This is a genomic window from Streptomyces sp. NPDC043878, assembly GCF_056435735.1.
Window position 1 is genome coordinate 39602 of the sequence record NZ_JBWKDW010000024.1, and the last position, 16403, is coordinate 56004.

Sequence of the window (16403 nt, forward strand, 5' to 3'; positions counted from 1 at the left end):
ATGCGTAATGTCCACCACATGAAGCTGCGAGAGGGCGTGGAATGGGCGGTGCACTGCTGCATCAACCTGTCCTGGGTCTCCCCTGACACCACGGTGCCGGCCGCCCGGCTGGCCGCCTTCCACGACCTGCCCACGGCCTACCTGAACAAGCAGATGAACGCGCTGGGACGGGAGGGCATCGTCGCCTCCCGCTCCGGCCCCCGCGGCGGATTCCGGCTGGCCCGCCCGCCCAAGGACATCACCCTGATGGACGTGGCGGCGGCCATCGACGGCTCGGCCCAGGCCTTCCTGTGCACGGGCATCCGCCACCACGGCCCGGCCGGCCGCATCACCGGCCAGGCCGACGCCCGCACCCCCTGCACCATCGCCCAGGCCTTCTCCCTCGCGGAGCTGGAATGGCGCCGCCACCTCGCCGGCCAGAGCATCGCCACCCTGGCCGACGCCGTGCGGCGGGCCAACCCCGCGGCACCCGAACACGTACGCCGCTGGTTCGACCAACCCTGAACCCCCGCACCACACCGCCCCGTTCACGACCACCACCGCACTTTTCGTACGCGTCGGGCCTGATCCCCGGCAGTCGGCGCCGCGCGCGCCGGACGACCCTTCCGACCCCGTAGTGAAAGGCACAGTCATGCCGTCTTCGGCCGCAGGCGCCCCCACCGAGGCACCACGCCGGCGCTCTGGACTCCTCCTGGCGCTGCTGGCGTTCGCCCAGCTGATCATCTCCATCGACTACAACATCGTCTACGTCGCCCTCCCCGAGATCGGTGACGGACTCGGCTTCTCCGCCCAGACCCTGCAGTGGGTGATCAGCGCCTACGCCGTCGCCTTCGGCGGCTTCCTGCTGCTGGGCGGCCGCGCCTGCGACCTGTGGGGCCCGCGCCGCATCTTCGTCCTGGGCCTGTCCCTGTACGGGGTGTCCTCGCTGCTGGGCGGCCTGGCCACCGACCCGTGGGTGCTGGTCGCGGCCCGCGCGGTGCAGGGCATCGGCGGCGCCTTCCTCTTCCCGGCCACCCTGACGCTGGTGTCCACCAAGTTCGCCGAGGGCAGGGAACGCAACCGCGCCTTCGCCGTGTGGGGCACCGCCGGCGGCTCCGGAATGATCCTCGGCTCCCTGCTCGGCGGCGTCCTGACCGAGGCGTTCGGCTGGGAGTCGGTCTTCTTCGTCAACGTGCCGCTGGCCGTCCTCGCGGTCCTGTTCGCCTTCCCGCTGATCGCCCCCGACGCGGTCGCCGGCAGCCGCCGCAGCTTCGACCTGGCCGGCGCGCTGACCTCCACCGTCGGCACCACCTCCGTCGTCTTCGCCCTGGTCCAGGGCCCGGAGTCCGGCTGGGGCTCGGCACTGATCGTCGGCGCCCTGGTCCTGGGCGTGGCCCTGCTGGCCGCCTTCCTGGTCATCGAGAGCCGCAGCAGCGACCCGCTGATGCCGATGCGCCTGTTCCGCAACCGCAACCTGAGCACCGGCGCCGGCATCACCTTCTTCTACATGGCCACCTTCGGCACCCTGCTGTACTTCCTGACCGTCTACTTCCAGGGCGTGCACGGCTACAGCGCCCTGGAGACGGGCCTCGCCTTCCTGGTCCCGATGGTCGCCATCTCCGTCGGCGCCCAGAGCGCCGGCCGCCTGGCCACCCGGTACGGCCTGCGCGCCATCATGATCGCCAGCCTGCTGGTGGGCCTGGTCGGCACCGTCATCGTGGGCCTGACCCTGTCCACCGACGGCTCCTACCTCGCCCTGGTGCCCGGCATGATCGTCATGGGTCTGGGCCAGGGCGCCGGCTACACGCTGATGTTCGGCGCCGCCACGGTCGGCATCGACCCCAGCGAGCAGGGCATCGCCTCCGGCTGGGCCTCCACCACCCAGCAGATCGGCGGCGCGGTGGGCCTGGCCATCCTGGTCGCCATCGCCAACTCCCACCTGGAGGGCCTCTCCGGCCAGGCGCTGCGCTCGGCCACCAACGACGGCCTGCGCACCGCGGTGCTCATCGCCGCCGGCGGCATCGCCCTGACCGCGCTGGTCGCCCTCGGCCTGCGCAAGCCCAACGCCGCCCCGGCCGCCGCCGCCGCCGGCACGGCCCCGGCGGCCGTCGTCGCCGACCAGCCGCAGACCGCCCAGGTCTGACCCCCCTGCTCCGGCGCGCCCCTTTTCGGGGCGTGCCGGACGCCGGGCCCCACGCACCGACGTTCCCCCGCGGGTGCGCCGGGGCCCGGCACCTCCAGCCGCCGTACTATGCGTCAAGTCCCCCACCCTGGTGGGGGACTTGACGCATAGTACGGCGGCTGATTGCTGCCGCCCCCGGGGGCCTTCCAGGATCGGTGCATGTCGAAAACATCGGTGGCCGGCCCGCCGCCCACGCTGACACCGACCGCACCGCTGGCCGCGACCGTCGCGACCGTGTCGGTCATGGGCGTCCTGGTGGTCGGCCAGATGTACGTCACCATCCCGCTCATGCCCCAACTCGCCGCCGCCTGGCACGTGCCGGCCGGCTCGGCGGCCGCCTCGACCACCGCGTTCGCCTTCGCCCACGCGGTGGGCTCCCTGCTCAGCGGCCCGCTCTCCACCCGCCTGGGACGACGCACCGTCATGGTCGCCAACGTCCTGGCCATGGCCGCGGTCACCGCCGTCCTGCCGCTGGCCACCTCCCTGGGCACCGGTATCGCCCTGCGCGCCCTGCAGGGACTGTTCGCCGGCAGTTTCATCCCCATGTCGTACGCCTACCTGCACGCCCGCATCGCCCCGCACCGCGTCTCCTTCGCGCTGACCGTGGTCTCCGCCTCCATGGGAGCCACCGTCCTCATCGGCCAGCTCGAGGCGCAGCTGGTGGCCTCCGTGCTGGACTGGGCGTGGGTGTTCTGGGGGACCGTGCCCCTGCTGCTGGCCGGCGCCGCCCTGTCCTGGCGGGTCCTGCTGCCCGAAGCGCGCCCGCTCACCGCCGCATCCGGCGGCTCAGCCCTCAAAAGCGCCCTGGGCACCCGCCTGATCGGCCTGTACCTGGTCATCCTGGTGGGTGCGGGCAGCCTCACCGCCCTGTACACCGGAGTCCAGCTGTACGGGCCGCCGGCCGTGGCCGGCGGCGGCGCGGCGCTGCTCGCGCTGCGCGCCAGCGCCCTGCCGGCGCTGCTGGCCGCCGTCCTGGCCGCCCCCGCGCTGGCCCGCGTGCCCGCACACCATCGGGCCGCCGGAGCGCTCGCGGTGTGCGTCGCCGCGATGCCGGCCGCCGTGCTGGGCGCCGACGACGCCGTCGTGCTGGGCGCCGCCCTGTTCGCGTTCATGGCCGGCTTCTCCACCCTGGGCCCCGCCCTCATCCAGTCGGTCGGCGCCCGGGCCCAGGCCGCCGCCCAGACCACCGCGATCGCCCTGTACGGCTTCACCCTCAACGTGGGAGCCGGAGCGGGCGCCCAACTCGCCGCCTTCTTCGACCATTTCGCCGCGCTCGCCCTGTTCCTGGGCTGCGCCCTGGCCCTGGCCGCCGGCGGCATCCTGCGCGGCAACCGCACGACCTGACGCACTCACCCAGCGTCCGTTGCCGCGCCCGCCGCCGGCCGAGCACGATGCGCACAGCCCCACACCCCCGCCCGCCCGCTCATGACCTCCGTACGCCCAGGGAGCGCCCGATCATGACCAACGTCGCCGTCATCTACTACTCCTCGACCGGCTCGACCCACCGGCTCGCCCAGGCCGCCGCGGACGCCGCGGCCGCGGAGGGCGCCGAGGTGCGGCTGCGCCGGGTGCCCGAACTGGCCGTCACCGGACGGCCCGGCTCCGCCGAGCACGCCGCCAGCGTCGCGGACATACCCCAGGCGACGCTGGAGGACCTGGACTGGGCCGACGCCGTCCTGCTCGGCTCGCCCGTCCACTTCGGACTGGCCGCCCCGCAGCTGATGCAGTTCATCAACACCTCCTCGGCGCTGTCCATCAACGGCCGGCTGCTGAACAAGGCCGTCTCCGCCTTCGCCTCCGGCTCCGCCGAACACGGCGGCCAGGTCACCACGATCCTCGCCCTGCACAACGCGATCTGCCACTGGGGTGCGGTCATCGTCGCCACCGGCTCCGCCGACCCGGTGCTGTATGAGAAGAACAACGGCAACCCCTACGGCGCGAGCACCGTCGCCGGCAGCCAGGCCGGCTTCATCCACGACGAGAACGTCGGCGCCATCGCCTACCAGACCCGCCGCACCCTGCACGTCGCCGCCGCCCTGAAGGCCGCCGCGTCCGCCCCGGCCGCCGCCTGAACCGGCCCCGCCCCACAGGAAGGAGACCCCTCATGGCAGTCAGCGACCCGGCCCAGCTGCCCTCGACGTTCGTCGAGGCGTTCAACGCCAAGGACCTCGCCGCCATCGACCGGCTCTTCGAACCGGACGCGGTACGGGTGCTGCGGCCGGGCGTGGTGGTGACCGGCGACGGCCGCCGCCGGGCCACCAGCAGCTTCCTGGCCCTGGGCGTCCCCATCGACATCAGCGTCCGGCACACCTACGTCTTCGACGACACGGCCCTGATCATCGGCGACTTCGTCATCGACGGCACCCGCCCCGACGGCCAGCACGTGCACCTCGAGGGCACCGCCACCGACGTGGCCCGCCGCGGAAGCGACGGACTGTGGCGCTACATCATCGACAACCCGCCCGGCGTCGAAGTGGGCACCTGAACCCCGCGGCCGGCCCCGCCGGCCGCAGGAGGGGACTTGACGGACTCCTGATTTCCCGATGACAGCCCCGCCCGGCCGGCGACAGGATGGACCACGCACCCGGCAGCCGGCCCACGGCGCGAGCACCGCAATCGAATGAGGGAGCAGTACGGCCATGACCAATGTCGCCATCGTTTACTACTCGGCCACCGGAAACATCCACAAGCTGGCTGTCGCCGCCGCCGAGGCGGCGGAGAAGGCAGGGGCCGAGGTACGGCTGCGCCGGGTCGCGGAAATCACCGACGAGCCCCTCGCACCCAACTACACCGAATGGACGCAGGCCAACAACGAACACGCCGCCGCCGCCCGCGAGGTGCGGGTGGCCGCCATCGACGACCTGGACTGGGCCGACGCCGTCGTCTGGGGCACCCCGGGCCGCTACGGCCTGCTGGCCGGCCCGCTCAAGCACTTCATCGACCAGACCTTCGAACTCCACGCCCGCCGCGGCCTGATGAACAAGGCGATGTCCGCGTTCACCTCCACCGGCACCCCGCACGGCGGCCAGGAATCCACCCTGCTGTCGCTGAGCAACGTCTTCTACCACTGGGGCGCCGTCATCGTGCCGCCCGGCGTCACCGACGACATCCTGCTCACCCCCAGCAACGGCAACCCCTACGGCGTCAGCGCCACCTCCGGCCTGCAGGCCATCCCCGGCCACCTCGCGCAGAACGTCACCGACGACAACCTCGCCGCCGTCGGCTACCAGACCGTGCGCACCCTCAAGGTCGCCGAAGCCCTCCGCAAGGGCCTCAAGAACTGAAACCCCGCCCCTCTTTTTTCAAAGCCGGTCCGCGCCTGCGCGGACCGGCTTTTCCCATTTCCCGCGAGATGACGAACTAACCGGCTTCTCCTTTCTGCCGGTTAATACCTGTGGGAGATTGTTGAAAAGGATTTCCCCCTTTCGGATGCCGGTTCTCGGAGGAAGAGTTCTGATGTTGTTTAAGGTGCCGAAGAGCAAGAAGTTCCTCTACCTCGGTGTCGTGTCCGAGCGTGCGGCCCGGAAGTACGGCAACACCCCCATCACGCTCGACCACGACATGGACGCCTTCCCCGAGGTGGGCCGGACCCTGACCGTCGCGGAGTTCGCCGGCCTGGTGGCCGACACCGCCGACCGGCTGTGGGCCGCCGGCGTACGTCCCAGCGAGCACGTGGCCGTCCACAAGACCTCCAGCTTCGACATCACCCTGCTGGCCTGCGGCGTGGCCCGCATCGGCGCCGTGCCGGTGATGCTCTCGCCGCACCTGGACGGACCCAGCATCGGCGAGCTGCTCAGGCGCCTGGAGCGCCCCACCCTGCTGACCGACCAGGCGAAGCTGACCGGGGAACTGGCCGGCCTGCCGCTCAGGGAGCTGACCGCCCGGGTCGTGACCGTCACCGGCCCCCACCCCGGCGCCCTCTCGCTGGCCGGCCTCGCCGGCGCGCCCTCGCGCCGGCCCGTCCTGCTGGACCCCGACCAGCCGGCCCTGATGACCCACACCTCCGGAACCACCGGCATCCCCAAGCTGGTGGTGCACTCCGCGCGGTCGCTCGGCGCCCGCGGCAACTGGCAGGACAAGGTCGTCTCCTTCATCCGCACCCGCGAGACGGTCGCCATGCACGTCAGCTACGTCCACTCGCGGATGTACCTGGGCCTGGCCGTGCTGCAGAGCCGCGGCATGCCGATGGTCTTCCTCAACGACGCCAGCCCCGCCCACGTCGCCGACATGCTGGTCCGCCACCGCCCCGGCGTCCTGGAGACCCACCCCAACTCCTTCCTGGAATGGGAGGAGATGCTGCAGGACCCGCGCCGGCCCATCTCCAACGTCAAGTACTTCAACAGCACCTTCGACGCGATCCACCCCTCCACCATGCACAAGTTCCTGCACGCCTCCGACCGCCGCAGCCCCGTCTTCCTCCAGGTCTACGGACAGAGCGAGTGCGGCCCGCTGGCCGGCCGCACCTACCGCCGCCGCAACGCCCTGAAGGCCGACGGCCGCTGCCAGGGCTACCCCACCCCCGGCATGACCAAATACCGCCTGGTCTCCCGCGGCGGCGCCAAGCCCTCGAAGGAGAACCCCGGCTACATCGACGTCGCCACCGCCGGCCGCGCACTGACCTACTTCGGCGAGGCCGAGCGCTTCGAGAAGCAGGTCATCGGCGAGTGGTGGCGCGGCGGCGACGTCGGCTACCGCACCAAGTGGGGCTGCCTGCACCTGCTGGACCGGGAGGTCGACGTCATCCCCGGCATCGACTCCACCCTGGAGATCGAGGACGCGGTACTGCACCGGCTGGAGGAGCTGACCGAACTGGTCGTCGTCCCCGGCCCCGACCAGCAGGCCGTCCCGGTGGTGTGCACCCGCGGCGACAAGCCGCTGGACCTGGAGCGCTGGAAGACCGCCGTCGCCGACCAGCCCGCCCTCGCCCAGCCCGTCCAGCGCCGGCTGTCCGACCTGCCGCGCACGGCCACCGCCAAGATCCGCCGGCTGGAGCTGGCCCGGCAACTGGCCGAAACCCTCACCGGGCAGGACACACCGCCTGCCCCCACGACCACGACCCCGCAACGGACCGGGGCCGTCGCCCGCTGAACGGTTCGGCGGCCGAGCGAGTGGAAGGAGTGCACGGGTGACAGTGCATCAGACGGCCCAGGGGCCGCCGCAGGACACGCGGCGCGGTCCCGCGGCCCCGGACCCGGGCTTCCTGGAGGTGTGGGCGCGCTCCGCCCCCATCCGCCTGGCCGGCTACGAGGAAGACCTCGCCGAACCGCACATCCTGCAGAGCGTCGACTGACCCGCCCCACCGCACGACCACCGGGCCCGCCCCACACGCAACCAGGGGCGGGCCCGGCAGCCGTACGGCGTATCGAATTCTTCGATCCCAGTTGAATACCCGCATGCGGGTTTGTTCTCCTGGTGGAGGAATGACCGCCGTGAAAGGGCTGACATGTCGAGTGATCGCATCCGCGTGGCCGTGATCCTGTCGAGCGTACGCAAGGGCCGCTTCGGTCCCACGATCGCGAACTGGTTCGTGGCCACCGCCGACCAGCGCGACGACATCGAGGTCGACCTGGTCGACCTGGCGCACTTCCCGCTCCCCACCGCCTTGAGCGACCAGCCGGAACCCGAGGTCGCCGAACTGCTCGGCGCGTTCTCGGCACGGCTGTCCCGGGCGGACGCCTTCGTCGTGGTGACACCGGAGTACAACCACAGCTTCCCGGCCGCCCTGAAGGCCGCCGTGGACTGGACCCAGAACGAGTGGCACGCCAAGCCCGTCGGCTTCGTCGGCTACGGCGGACTCGCCGGCGGCCTGCGCGCCGTCCAGCAGCTCAAGCACATCTTCACCGAGCTGCACGCCGTCACCATCCGCGACGGCGTCAGCTTCCACGGCCCCTGGGCCCAGTTCGACTCCGAGGGCACCCTCACCGAGCCGTCCGACGCCGAGGCCGCCGCCAAGGTCCTGTGGGACCGGCTGAGCTGGTGGGCACTGGCCACCAAGGAGGCCAAGACGCGCCGCCCCTACGACAACTGACCACCCGCCGGCGATCTTGCCGCACGGCCGCTGCCGCCCACCACCCCCGGGCCGCGGCCGCCACGACCCCGCCGTCCCCGGCCGCGCCCCACCCCCCGGCGCCCCGGCACGGCACCAGCACCACCACCGGACCGCGGGCCCGTGCCCACCCCCCTGACACGGGCCCGCAGGAAGACGACCCTGCCGAGTGCCGGCTCCACACCCGGAGCCCGGACAGGGTCCCTCCCGGTGTGCCGGCGCGCACCGGGCGAGGGAAAGCGCGCCGGCACACCACCACCCCGGACCGCTCCGGCCCCACAGCCACCTGCCCGGCCCGGTCCGCGCAGGGCGGTTGCCCTGCCTGCTGCTGACGGCCGGGCGATGCTAGAGGGTCTTGAGCAGCAGTTCGCTCAGTTCCGCCGGCATGGTGATCATGCAGTCGTGCCCGGTCGGCAGCTCCCACACCTGAGCCGGAAAACCATTGGGCTGTATCGCGGGCACGGGCCGCCGCATGATGCCTTCCGGCTCCACGCCGACGCAGTGGATGTGCGTACGCGGAATCACCCCCGCGGCCGGGTTGTCCAACCGGACCGGTTGCTGCAGGCAGCGCACCGGCTGGTCGGAGAGCATCGCGCGCAGCCACGCGAGGTCCGCCGGGTCGGTGACCCCGAACAGACCGAGCGGCGCGGGCATCTCGGGCAGGGGCGGAACACGCCAGCCGCTGCCGGACCCCGCGGCCAGCTCGATCAGGTGCTGAGCCATGGGCTGGACGTCGACGGCACTCTCGCCGTGCTCGGGGACCATCGCATCCAGGTACACCAGACGGGCGATCCGTTCCGGGACCTCGTTGGCCACGGACGAGATGACCAGCCCCGCATAGCTGTGACCCACGAGTACCACCTCGGTCAGGGCCTCCTCGCGGATCAGCCCGACGACGTCCTCGACGTGCGTGTCGAGCCCCACCCCGGGACCGAGCAGGTGCGCCCTGTCGCCGTAGCCGGTCAGCGACGGCGCGAACACGCGATGTCCGGCCGACTCCAGCAGCGGGACCACCCGCTCCCAGCATCGGCCGCTGTGCCAGGCGCCGTGTACCAGCAGAAACGTTGACATGATGGGAATGGTCTTCCTCTTCGGGTCGCGGAGGCGCTGGAACACGGCGGTTCCCCTTCGTGCCTCGGTACTCTTTGAGAACCGAAATCATCGTGGTGCACCTGCCGCGCCCTGAGCAATAAGGCACATTTCGGTGCCCCGGTTCCCTGGAGGTAACCATGACGGCAGTCGGCGGCGGGTCGCGGCCGGTCCGGCGGGAGGACCCGTGCCGGACCCGCGAAGTGCTCGACATCGTCGGGGACAAGTGGTCATTGCTGGTCGTACGCAACCTCAGCCAGGGACCGCGCCGCTTCACCGAACTCAAGCGGTCCATCGACGCAATCAGCCAGCGCATGCTCACCGTCACCCTGCGCGGCCTGGAACGCGACGGAATCCTCACCCGGACGGTCCACAGCGTCATGCCGCCGCACGTCAGCTACGAACTCACCCCGATGGGCGAAACCCTCCGTCAGGCCACCGCGCCCCTGCTGGAGTGGAGCACCACGCACCTGGCACACATCGACGCTGCCCGCGCCGTCTACGACGCCCGCCCCGACACCTCGCCGGCCTAGTCCGCGCCGTGGGTCCCGCGCGAGGGTGCGGGGGGTTGGTTGTCCCAAGTCCGCCGGCCGGCATGGCCGGTTGACGCTTGACGCTTGACGCACGGGCAGGTCGTCCTTCCGCGCCGTGACCGATGTCCTTTGTGTCCTCGGCCGGCGCCCGTTCGAGCCACGCCCGCCTACGCTTTTGTCCGCGGCGGCTGCTCGGGGAACTGCCGCCGCCCAGCCGGCCGTTCGGCTGCGCCCCGGGCCGCCTGCCGGCCGTGGCACCGCCGGTCCTCACCTGCCCTGCGTGGTTGCTGTCAGCAGGGTGTCGGGGGATGCGGTCAGGGGGCGGCCGGTCATGGTGCGCAGCAGGGGGTAGGCGCTGGTGTCGCCGGCCAGGACGCCGCCGAGGAGGGTGTGGCCGTCCGCGGCCAGGACGACCTTGGCGTAGGTGCCGGTGCGTGGGTCGTCGCGGATGTACTCGATCGCCCCGGGGGTGTGGGCGTGCGCGTCGCCGAAGCCGGCCACCTCGACGCCCAGGAGCTTGAGCTTGGCGGAGGTGTCCGCGCCGGTGAACGCCTCGCCGTCCGCGCCGAGGAGTTGGCGGGCGACGGTCTCGGCCATGCGGAAGCCGGGAGCGGCCAGTCCGTGGCAGCGGCCCTCGACGGCCGCGCACTCGCCGATCGCCCAGATGTGTTCGTCGTTGGTCCGGCACCACCGGTCGACCAGGAAGCCGCCGCGTTCACCGCGGTCGAGTCCGAGAGCGGCGGCGAGTTCGTCGCGGGGGCGTACCCCGGCGGCGAAGACGACCAGGGCGGCGTCCAGGACGCGGCCGTCGCTCAGTTCGGCCCGCTCGGCGTGGCCGGCGGGGCCCGCGGTGACGGCGCGCAGCCCGGTGGCGCAGTGCACGCCCACCCCGAGTTGTTCGACGGCCCTGGCCAGTACCCGTCCGCCGCCCTCGTCGATCTGCCGGGACATCAGCCACGGGCCGTGCTCGACGATGTGGGGCCGCATGCCCAGCAGCCGCAGGCCGCCCGCCGCCTCCAGCCCGAGCAGTCCGCCGCCCACCACCACCGCCGCGCGCCCCGCCGCGGCGGCGGCGCGGATCGCCGCGACGTCCTCCACCGTCCGGTACACGAAGCAGCCGGGCAGGTCGTGTCCGGGCACCGGCGGCACGAACGGGCGGGATCCGGTGGCCAGTACCAGCGCGTCGTAGCCGAAGGTGGTGCCGTCGGCGCAGGTCACCGTCCGGGCTGCGGGGTCGGCGCCGGTGAGCGCGGTGTTCAGGCGCAGGTGCGGGCGCCGGTCATCCGGCACGGGTCGTGAGGGCAGGGTGAGGTCGCCGGGTGTGGCGCCGTCCAGGAGGGTCGACAGCGCCACCCGGTCGTAGGCGGGGCGTGCTTCCTCGGCGAGGACGACCACCCGCCAGTGTCCGTGGCGGTCGTGGGTGAGGATCTCCTCGACCAGCCGGTGGCCCGTCATGCCATGGCCGGCGACCACCAGAGTGCGTGTCGTCACGGCGTTTCTCCGTCCTGGCCGGGGGCGGCGAGCGCCGTGCACAGGGTGCGCACCAGCGGGGCGCAGCCGCCGCAGCCGGTGGTGGCGCGGGTCGCCCGGGCCAGTGCCGCGAGGTCGTGCGCGCCCGCGTGCCAGGCGTCCTCGATGCCGGTGCGGGTGACGTTGTTGCAGTGGCACACGACGGCCTCGGGCGCCGGCCTCTGCTGGCCGGCGTAGTGGCCGTCGCCGCCGCTGAGCAGGGCGAGCAGGTCGGCGGGCAGGGGAGCGGCGTGCAGGTGCAGCCCGCTGACGGCGGCGACCGCGGCGGGCGAGCCGATCACGATCCCCGCGTGGAGGGTGTCGCCGCGCAGCACGAGGCGGGCGTAGCGGCCGCGTGCCCGGTCCACCAGCGAGACGCTGCGCTCGGTGTCCGGGCCCGGGCCGGGCCCGGGGCCGGGGTGGGCGGGGGATACGACGACCAGGTCCAGGCCCGGGGTGCGCGGTCGCAGCACCCGCCGTCGGGGCGTGTAGGTGTCGCCGTGGCCGGTGAGGATGCGGGCGAGGGCTTCGGCCTGTTCCCACGCGCCGAGCACCGTCGTGCCGGGGGTGCCCGCGTGTTCGGCGCAGTCGCCGATGGCGTGGATGTGCGGGTCGGTGGTGCGCAGCCGGTCGTCGACGCGCACGCCCTCACCGACGGCCAGGCCGGCCGCCCGGGCCAGGCCGGTCCGCGCGGTGGTGCCGGTGCACAGCAGGACGGTGGCCGCCGCCAGGATCTGGCCGTCGTCCAGGACGACCTTGCCCGGCGTGTACTCGCCGGCCCGCCGGCCCAGCTGGAGGGCGATGTTCTGCCCGGTCAGCCACTGGGCCAGCATCGCGGCGGCGACCGGGTCCAGGTGGCGTCCCATGAGCTGGCCGGCGGGGTGGACGAGGGTGACCTCGTGGCCGGCGCGGCGTACCGCCAGCGCCGATTCGACGCCGCGCAGCCCGCCGCCGAGGACCACCACCGGCCCCTCGGGCAGCGGACGGCAGTCGGCTGCGGTGCGCACCGTGCGCACCCCTTCGGCGAGGTGTCCCGGCGCGCTCGTCAGGCCCGGCACCGAGGGCACCGGGGTGCGGGCGCCGGTGGCCAGCACCAGGACGTCGTAGGCCACGGTGCGGCCGTCGCCGGTGCGCAGCGTGCGGGCCCTGCGGTCCACGGCACGGACCCGCACCCCGGTCAGCTGCCGTACCGCGGCGGGCAGCGCGGGCAGCGTCAGCCGGCCGGCGTCGAGGGTGTTGTCCAGGACCGAGCCGAGCAGGGCCCGGTGGTAGGCGGGCCGCGGCTCGGCGCCGATCACGCTGATCCGGCCCGGGTAGCCGTGGTGCAGGAGCCGGGCGGCCAGCCGGTGTGCGGCCGGACCGCCGCCCGCGATGACGACCCCGCTCACGGCTGCTCACCCGCCGGCCGGACGTGGACGGCGCTCACCTTGAACTCGGGCATGCGGCTGCGCGGGTCGAGCGCGTCGCCGGTGAACAGGTTGGCGCGGGCGGCGCCGGGAAAGTGGAACGGCACGAACACGGTGTCGGCCCGCACCGTACGCGTCAGGCGTACCCGGGCGCGGGCGGTGCCGTAGGCGGAGGTGATGTCGGCGAGGTGGCCCTCGGCGAGGTGGAAGCGGCGGGCGGTGTCCGGGTGCATCTCGACGACCGCTTCCGGCGCGGCGGCCATCAGGTCGGCTACGCGCCGGGTCTGGGAGCCCGACTGGTAGTGGGCCAGGACCCGGCCGGTCGTGGCGTACAGCGGGAAGGCGGGGCCGGGTTGCTGGGCGGGCGGGCGGTGGTCGACGGCGGCGAACCGGGCGCGCCCGTCGGGATGGGCGAACCGGTCCAGGAAGGGGCGTGGTGTGCCGGGGTGGCCGTCGGCCGGGCAGGGCCAGTGCAGTGCCTCGCCGGCGTCCAGGCGTGCGTAGCTGATGCCGGAGTAGTCCGCGCGGGCGCCGGCCGAGGCGCGCCGCAGTTCGTCGAAGACGTCCTGGGGGCGGGTGGGGAAGCGGTGTGCGGGCTGTCCCAGCCGCACGGCGAGCGCGTGCAGCACCTCCAGGTCGGTGCGCACCCCCGGCGGCGGGTCGAGGTGGGCGCGCCGGCGCAGCACCCTGCCCTCCAGGCTGGTGAGGGTGCCCTCCTCCTCGGCCCACTGCGTCACCGGCAGCACCACGTCGGCGAGCGCGGCGGTCTCCGACGGCACGAAGTCGGCCACCACCAGCAGGTCCAGGGCGCGCAGGCGTGCGCTGACATGGGCGGCCCGGGGCGCGGAGACGGCCGGGTTGGATCCGAACACCAGCAGGGCCCGCGGTCCGCCGTCGGTGGCGAGGGAGTCCAGCAGTTCGTAGGCGCTGCGGCCCGGTGCGGGCAGCGCGGCCGCCTCCACACCCCACACCGAGGCGATGTGGGCGCGGTCGGCGGGGTCGGTGAGGGAGCGGTAGCCGGGCAGCTGGTCGGCTTTCTGGCCCATCTCGCGGCCGCCCTGCCCGTTGCCCTGCCCGGTCAGGGTGCCGAAGCCGCGGCCCGCCCGGCCGGGGAGGCCCAGGGCGAGCGCGAGGTTGATGAACGCGGCGACCGTGTCGGAGCCCTTGCTGTGCTGTTCCGCGCCCCGGCCGGTCAGCACGTAGGCCCGGCGGGCCCCGCCCAGCAGCCGGACCGCGGTGCGCAGGTCGCTCACCGGCACCCCGGTGACCTCCTCGACGCGCTCCGGCCACCAGGCGGCGCAGCTTTCCCAGGCGGCGTCGAAGCCGGTGGTGCGGGTGTGGACGTAGGCGGTGTCGAGGAGTTGTTCGGTGACCGCCACATGCAGCAGGCCCAACGCCAGTGCCAGGTCGGTGCCGGGCGCCGGCTGCAGGTGCAGGGCGGCGCTCTCGGCGGTGCGGGTGCGGCGGGGGTCGATGACGATGAGGTCGGCGCGCTCCAGGTGGCGCATCAGCGGCGGCATGGTCTCCGCCGGGTTGGCCCCGGCCAGCAGGATCACGTCGGCCTCGGCGAGGTCGGTGACCGGGAAGGGCAGGCCGCGGTCCAGGCCGAAGGCGTGGCCGGCCGCGGCGGCCGCCGAGGACATGCAGAAGCGGCCGTTGTAGTCGATCTGGCCGGTGCCCAGGGCGATCCGCGCGAACTTGCCGAGCGTGTACGCCTTTTCGTTGGTCAGGCCGCCGCCGCCGAACACCGCGAGTGCGTCGGCGCCGTGCCGGGCGGCGATCTCCCGCAGCCGGCCGGCGACCAGGTCCAGCGCCTGGTCCCAGCCGGCCGGCGCGAGAGCGCCGTCCGCGCCGCGCACCAGCGGGCTCAGCAGCCGGTCGGGCGCGGCGAGCACGGCGGGCGCCGTCCACCCCTTCTGGCACAGCCCGCCCCGGTTGACCGGGAAGTCGGTCGCCGGCCGCACGGCGGTGGCGCCCCGCCCGCCCGACAGCACGGTGGCGCACTGCAGGGCGCAGTACGGGCAGTGCGTCGCGCTCTCCCCGGGCGCGCGCCGGGCGGGCGGGGATGGCACGCGTCCGTGCGTGAGGCCCTCACCGGGTGCGGGCCGGCTGCGCGTGCGGTGCTGGGCGGGCAGGGGAGGCGCGCTCTCCGCGGGTGCGGGCCGGCTGCGCGTGCGGTGGTCAGCCGACATGGGAGGCACGCGTTCGTGCGGTGTCGGGCAGGACGGTGGTGGCGCGGGCGCCGCGCAGGTACACCGCCCAGATCAGCGTGGCGCACAGGCCGTAGAAGGCGAGGAAGGCGTAGAACGCGGGCTCGCCGCTGCCCAAATGGCCGTAGGCGGAGCGGAAGGCCAGGTTGATGGCGACGCCGCCGAGCGCGCCCACCGCGCCGGCGATGCCGATGACGGCGCCCGACAGCCTGCGGGAGCGGGCGAAGGCGGCGGTGGCGTCGTGACCGGAGGTGACGGCCACCTCCGCCTGCCGGGCGAAGACCGCCGGGATCATCTTGTACGTCGAGCCGTTGCCGACGCCGCTCATCACGAACAAGACGGTGAACCCGGTGACGAACAGGGGGAAGGAGCCGCTGCGGGTGGCCGGCAGCAGGATACCGATCGCGGCCGCCATGCCGGCGAACGCCCACAGCGTCACCCGCGCCCCGCCGCACCGGTCGGCGATCCGGCCGCCGAGGGGACGCGCCACCGAGCCCAGCAGCGGCCCCAGGAAGGTGAACGAGGCCGCCTCCAGCGGTGTGGAGGCGAACTGGCTCTGCAGCACCAGCCCGAAGGCGAACCCGAACCCGATGAAGGAGCCGAACGTGCCGATGTACAGCAGCGAGATCCACCAGGTGTGCGGATTCCTGGCGGCCTCGCGCTGCGCGCCGCGCGCGGTGCGCACCACGGCCACGTTGTCCATGCGCAGCGCGGCCAGCACCGCCACCAGCGCGATCAGCGGCAGGTAGCAGGCGGCGACGTAGGCGGGGTGGGTGTCGCCGGCGACGGAGATCACCAGCAGGCCCAGCAGCTGGACCGCGGCCACGCCCAGGTTGCCGCCGCCCGCGTTCAGTCCCAGCGCCCAGCCCTGGTGGCGCTGGGGGTAGAAGGCGGTGATGTTGGTCATCGAGGAGGCGAAGTTCCCGCCGCCCGCCCCGGCGGCCGCGCCGATCAGCAGGAACACCCACAGCGGGGTGCCCGGGTGCTGCACGACGTAGGTGGTCGCGGCGGTGGGCACCAGCAACACCAGCGAGGCGAACACCGTCCAGTTGCGGCCCCCGAACCGGGTCACCGCCGCACTGTAGGGCAGTCTCAGCAGCGCCCCCGACAGGGTGGGCACCACCACCATCAAAAACTTCTCGTCGCTCTGGAAGTCGAAGCCGATCCTCGGCGACAGGAACAGCACCAGGACCGACCACATGCTCCACACGGAGAACCCGATGTGCTCCGACAGCACCGACAGCGCCAGGTTGCGCCGGGCGACCTGGCGGCCGCCCTGCTCCCACCGCTGTTCGTCCTCGGGGTCCCAGTTCTCGATCCACCGCCCTCGGGCGGGGGGTGCGCTGGTCATCTTCTCCTCGGCTTTCTCCAGGTCGCACCCCCCTTGGTGGGGGGGGGGGGGGGGGGGGGGGAGACGAGGGGGGGGGGGGGGGGGGGGGGGGCGAGGGT

General features: G+C 73.4%; 15 protein-coding genes. 10 read left to right on the forward strand and 5 right to left on the reverse strand.

Annotated features, from left to right (window positions below):
- The first annotated feature begins 18 nt into the window (after nucleotides 1-18).
- The 9 genes from AC07AZ_RS28810 to AC07AZ_RS28850 all read left to right on the forward strand — a co-directional run bounded on the left by AC07AZ_RS28810 (nucleotide 19) and on the right by AC07AZ_RS28850 (nucleotide 8189).
- The gene (locus AC07AZ_RS28810; protein WP_478852773.1) at nucleotides 19-504 is read left to right on the forward strand and encodes an RrF2 family transcriptional regulator; all 486 of its coding nucleotides are present in this window, start codon (nucleotides 19-21) and stop codon (nucleotides 502-504) included.
- 127 nt (nucleotides 505-631) lie between these two features.
- The gene (locus tag AC07AZ_RS28815) at nucleotides 632-2122 is read left to right on the forward strand and encodes an MFS transporter (RefSeq protein WP_478852775.1); all 1491 of its coding nucleotides are present in this window, start codon (nucleotides 632-634) and stop codon (nucleotides 2120-2122) included.
- A gap of 198 nt (nucleotides 2123-2320) precedes the next feature.
- Nucleotides 2321-3505, forward strand: a complete 1185-nt coding sequence (locus tag AC07AZ_RS28820) for an MFS transporter (RefSeq protein WP_478852777.1) — start codon at nucleotides 2321-2323, stop codon at nucleotides 3503-3505.
- 113 nt (nucleotides 3506-3618) lie between these two features.
- Nucleotides 3619-4233 (forward strand): NAD(P)H-dependent oxidoreductase, encoded by a 615-nt coding sequence (locus AC07AZ_RS28825; protein ID WP_478852779.1) that lies wholly within the window; start codon nucleotides 3619-3621, stop codon nucleotides 4231-4233.
- A gap of 32 nt (nucleotides 4234-4265) precedes the next feature.
- Nucleotides 4266-4646, forward strand: coding sequence for a YybH family protein (locus AC07AZ_RS28830; RefSeq protein ID WP_478852781.1), 381 nt, complete (start codon nucleotides 4266-4268; stop codon nucleotides 4644-4646).
- Between the two features lie 154 nt (nucleotides 4647-4800).
- On the forward strand, nucleotides 4801-5445 hold the full coding sequence (locus tag AC07AZ_RS28835) for an NAD(P)H-dependent oxidoreductase (protein WP_478852783.1): 645 nt from the start codon (nucleotides 4801-4803) through the stop codon (nucleotides 5443-5445).
- A gap of 172 nt (nucleotides 5446-5617) precedes the next feature.
- The gene (locus tag AC07AZ_RS28840; protein WP_478852785.1) at nucleotides 5618-7249 is read left to right on the forward strand and encodes a class I adenylate-forming enzyme family protein; all 1632 of its coding nucleotides are present in this window, start codon (nucleotides 5618-5620) and stop codon (nucleotides 7247-7249) included.
- A gap of 37 nt (nucleotides 7250-7286) precedes the next feature.
- On the forward strand, nucleotides 7287-7451 hold the full coding sequence (locus AC07AZ_RS28845) for a hypothetical protein (RefSeq protein WP_478852787.1): 165 nt from the start codon (nucleotides 7287-7289) through the stop codon (nucleotides 7449-7451).
- Nucleotides 7452-7604: 153 nt separating this feature from the next.
- Nucleotides 7605-8189 carry an NADPH-dependent FMN reductase gene (locus AC07AZ_RS28850; protein WP_478852789.1) on the forward strand — a complete coding sequence of 195 codons (585 nt, stop codon included), beginning with the start codon at nucleotides 7605-7607 and terminating at the stop codon, nucleotides 8187-8189.
- Nucleotides 8190-8552: 363 nt separating this feature from the next.
- On the opposite strand, the gene AC07AZ_RS28855 is transcribed toward AC07AZ_RS28850, so the two are convergent.
- On the reverse strand, nucleotides 8553-9278 hold the full coding sequence (locus AC07AZ_RS28855; protein ID WP_478852791.1) for an alpha/beta fold hydrolase: 726 nt from the start codon (nucleotides 9276-9278) through the stop codon (nucleotides 8553-8555).
- A 158-nt stretch (nucleotides 9279-9436) separates the two neighbouring features.
- Here AC07AZ_RS28855 and AC07AZ_RS28860 point away from each other — a divergent pair, with 158 nt between their 5' ends.
- Nucleotides 9437-9829, forward strand: a complete 393-nt coding sequence (locus AC07AZ_RS28860) for a winged helix-turn-helix transcriptional regulator (RefSeq protein ID WP_478852793.1) — start codon at nucleotides 9437-9439, stop codon at nucleotides 9827-9829.
- A gap of 267 nt (nucleotides 9830-10096) precedes the next feature.
- Here AC07AZ_RS28860 and AC07AZ_RS28865 read toward each other — a convergent pair whose 3' ends face one another.
- The 4 genes from AC07AZ_RS28865 to AC07AZ_RS28880 form a co-directional block, all read right to left on the reverse strand.
- On the reverse strand, nucleotides 10097-11320 hold the full coding sequence (locus AC07AZ_RS28865; protein WP_478852795.1) for an FAD-dependent oxidoreductase: 1224 nt from the start codon (nucleotides 11318-11320) through the stop codon (nucleotides 10097-10099).
- Nucleotides 11317-12726 carry an FAD-dependent oxidoreductase gene (locus AC07AZ_RS28870; protein ID WP_478852797.1) on the reverse strand — a complete coding sequence of 470 codons (1410 nt, stop codon included), beginning with the start codon at nucleotides 12724-12726 and terminating at the stop codon, nucleotides 11317-11319. Before AC07AZ_RS28870 ends, AC07AZ_RS28865 begins: the two co-directional genes overlap by 4 nt.
- Entirely contained in the window at nucleotides 12723-14816 is a 2094-nt protein-coding gene (locus tag AC07AZ_RS28875; RefSeq protein ID WP_478852799.1) for a molybdopterin oxidoreductase family protein, read from the reverse strand. Before AC07AZ_RS28875 ends, AC07AZ_RS28870 begins: the two co-directional genes overlap by 4 nt.
- Nucleotides 14817-14925: 109 nt before the next feature.
- The gene (locus AC07AZ_RS28880) at nucleotides 14926-16305 is read right to left on the reverse strand and encodes an MFS transporter (protein WP_478852801.1); all 1380 of its coding nucleotides are present in this window, start codon (nucleotides 16303-16305) and stop codon (nucleotides 14926-14928) included.
- Nucleotides 16306-16403 lie beyond the last annotated feature (98 nt).

Excerpts from the sequence above, each read along its gene's own strand:
- AC07AZ_RS28810 (WP_478852773.1), top strand. The coding sequence starts at position 19 with ATGAAGCTGCGAGAGGGCGTGGAATGGGCGGTGCACTGCTGCATCAAC.
- AC07AZ_RS28815 (WP_478852775.1), top strand. The coding sequence starts at position 632 with ATGCCGTCTTCGGCCGCAGGCGCCCCCACCGAGGCACCACGCCGGCGC.
- AC07AZ_RS28820 (WP_478852777.1), top strand. The coding sequence starts at position 2,321 with ATGTCGAAAACATCGGTGGCCGGCCCGCCGCCCACGCTGACACCGACC.
- AC07AZ_RS28825 (WP_478852779.1), top strand. The coding sequence starts at position 3,619 with ATGACCAACGTCGCCGTCATCTACTACTCCTCGACCGGCTCGACCCAC.
- AC07AZ_RS28830 (WP_478852781.1), top strand. The coding sequence starts at position 4,266 with ATGGCAGTCAGCGACCCGGCCCAGCTGCCCTCGACGTTCGTCGAGGCG.
- AC07AZ_RS28835 (WP_478852783.1), top strand. The coding sequence starts at position 4,801 with ATGACCAATGTCGCCATCGTTTACTACTCGGCCACCGGAAACATCCAC.
- AC07AZ_RS28840 (WP_478852785.1), top strand. The coding sequence starts at position 5,618 with ATGTTGTTTAAGGTGCCGAAGAGCAAGAAGTTCCTCTACCTCGGTGTC.
- AC07AZ_RS28850 (WP_478852789.1), top strand. The coding sequence starts at position 7,605 with ATGTCGAGTGATCGCATCCGCGTGGCCGTGATCCTGTCGAGCGTACGC.
- AC07AZ_RS28855 (WP_478852791.1), bottom strand. The coding sequence starts at position 9,278 with ATGTCAACGTTTCTGCTGGTACACGGCGCCTGGCACAGCGGCCGATGC.
- AC07AZ_RS28860 (WP_478852793.1), top strand. The coding sequence starts at position 9,437 with ATGACGGCAGTCGGCGGCGGGTCGCGGCCGGTCCGGCGGGAGGACCCG.
- AC07AZ_RS28880 (WP_478852801.1), bottom strand. The coding sequence starts at position 16,305 with ATGACCAGCGCACCCCCCGCCCGAGGGCGGTGGATCGAGAACTGGGAC.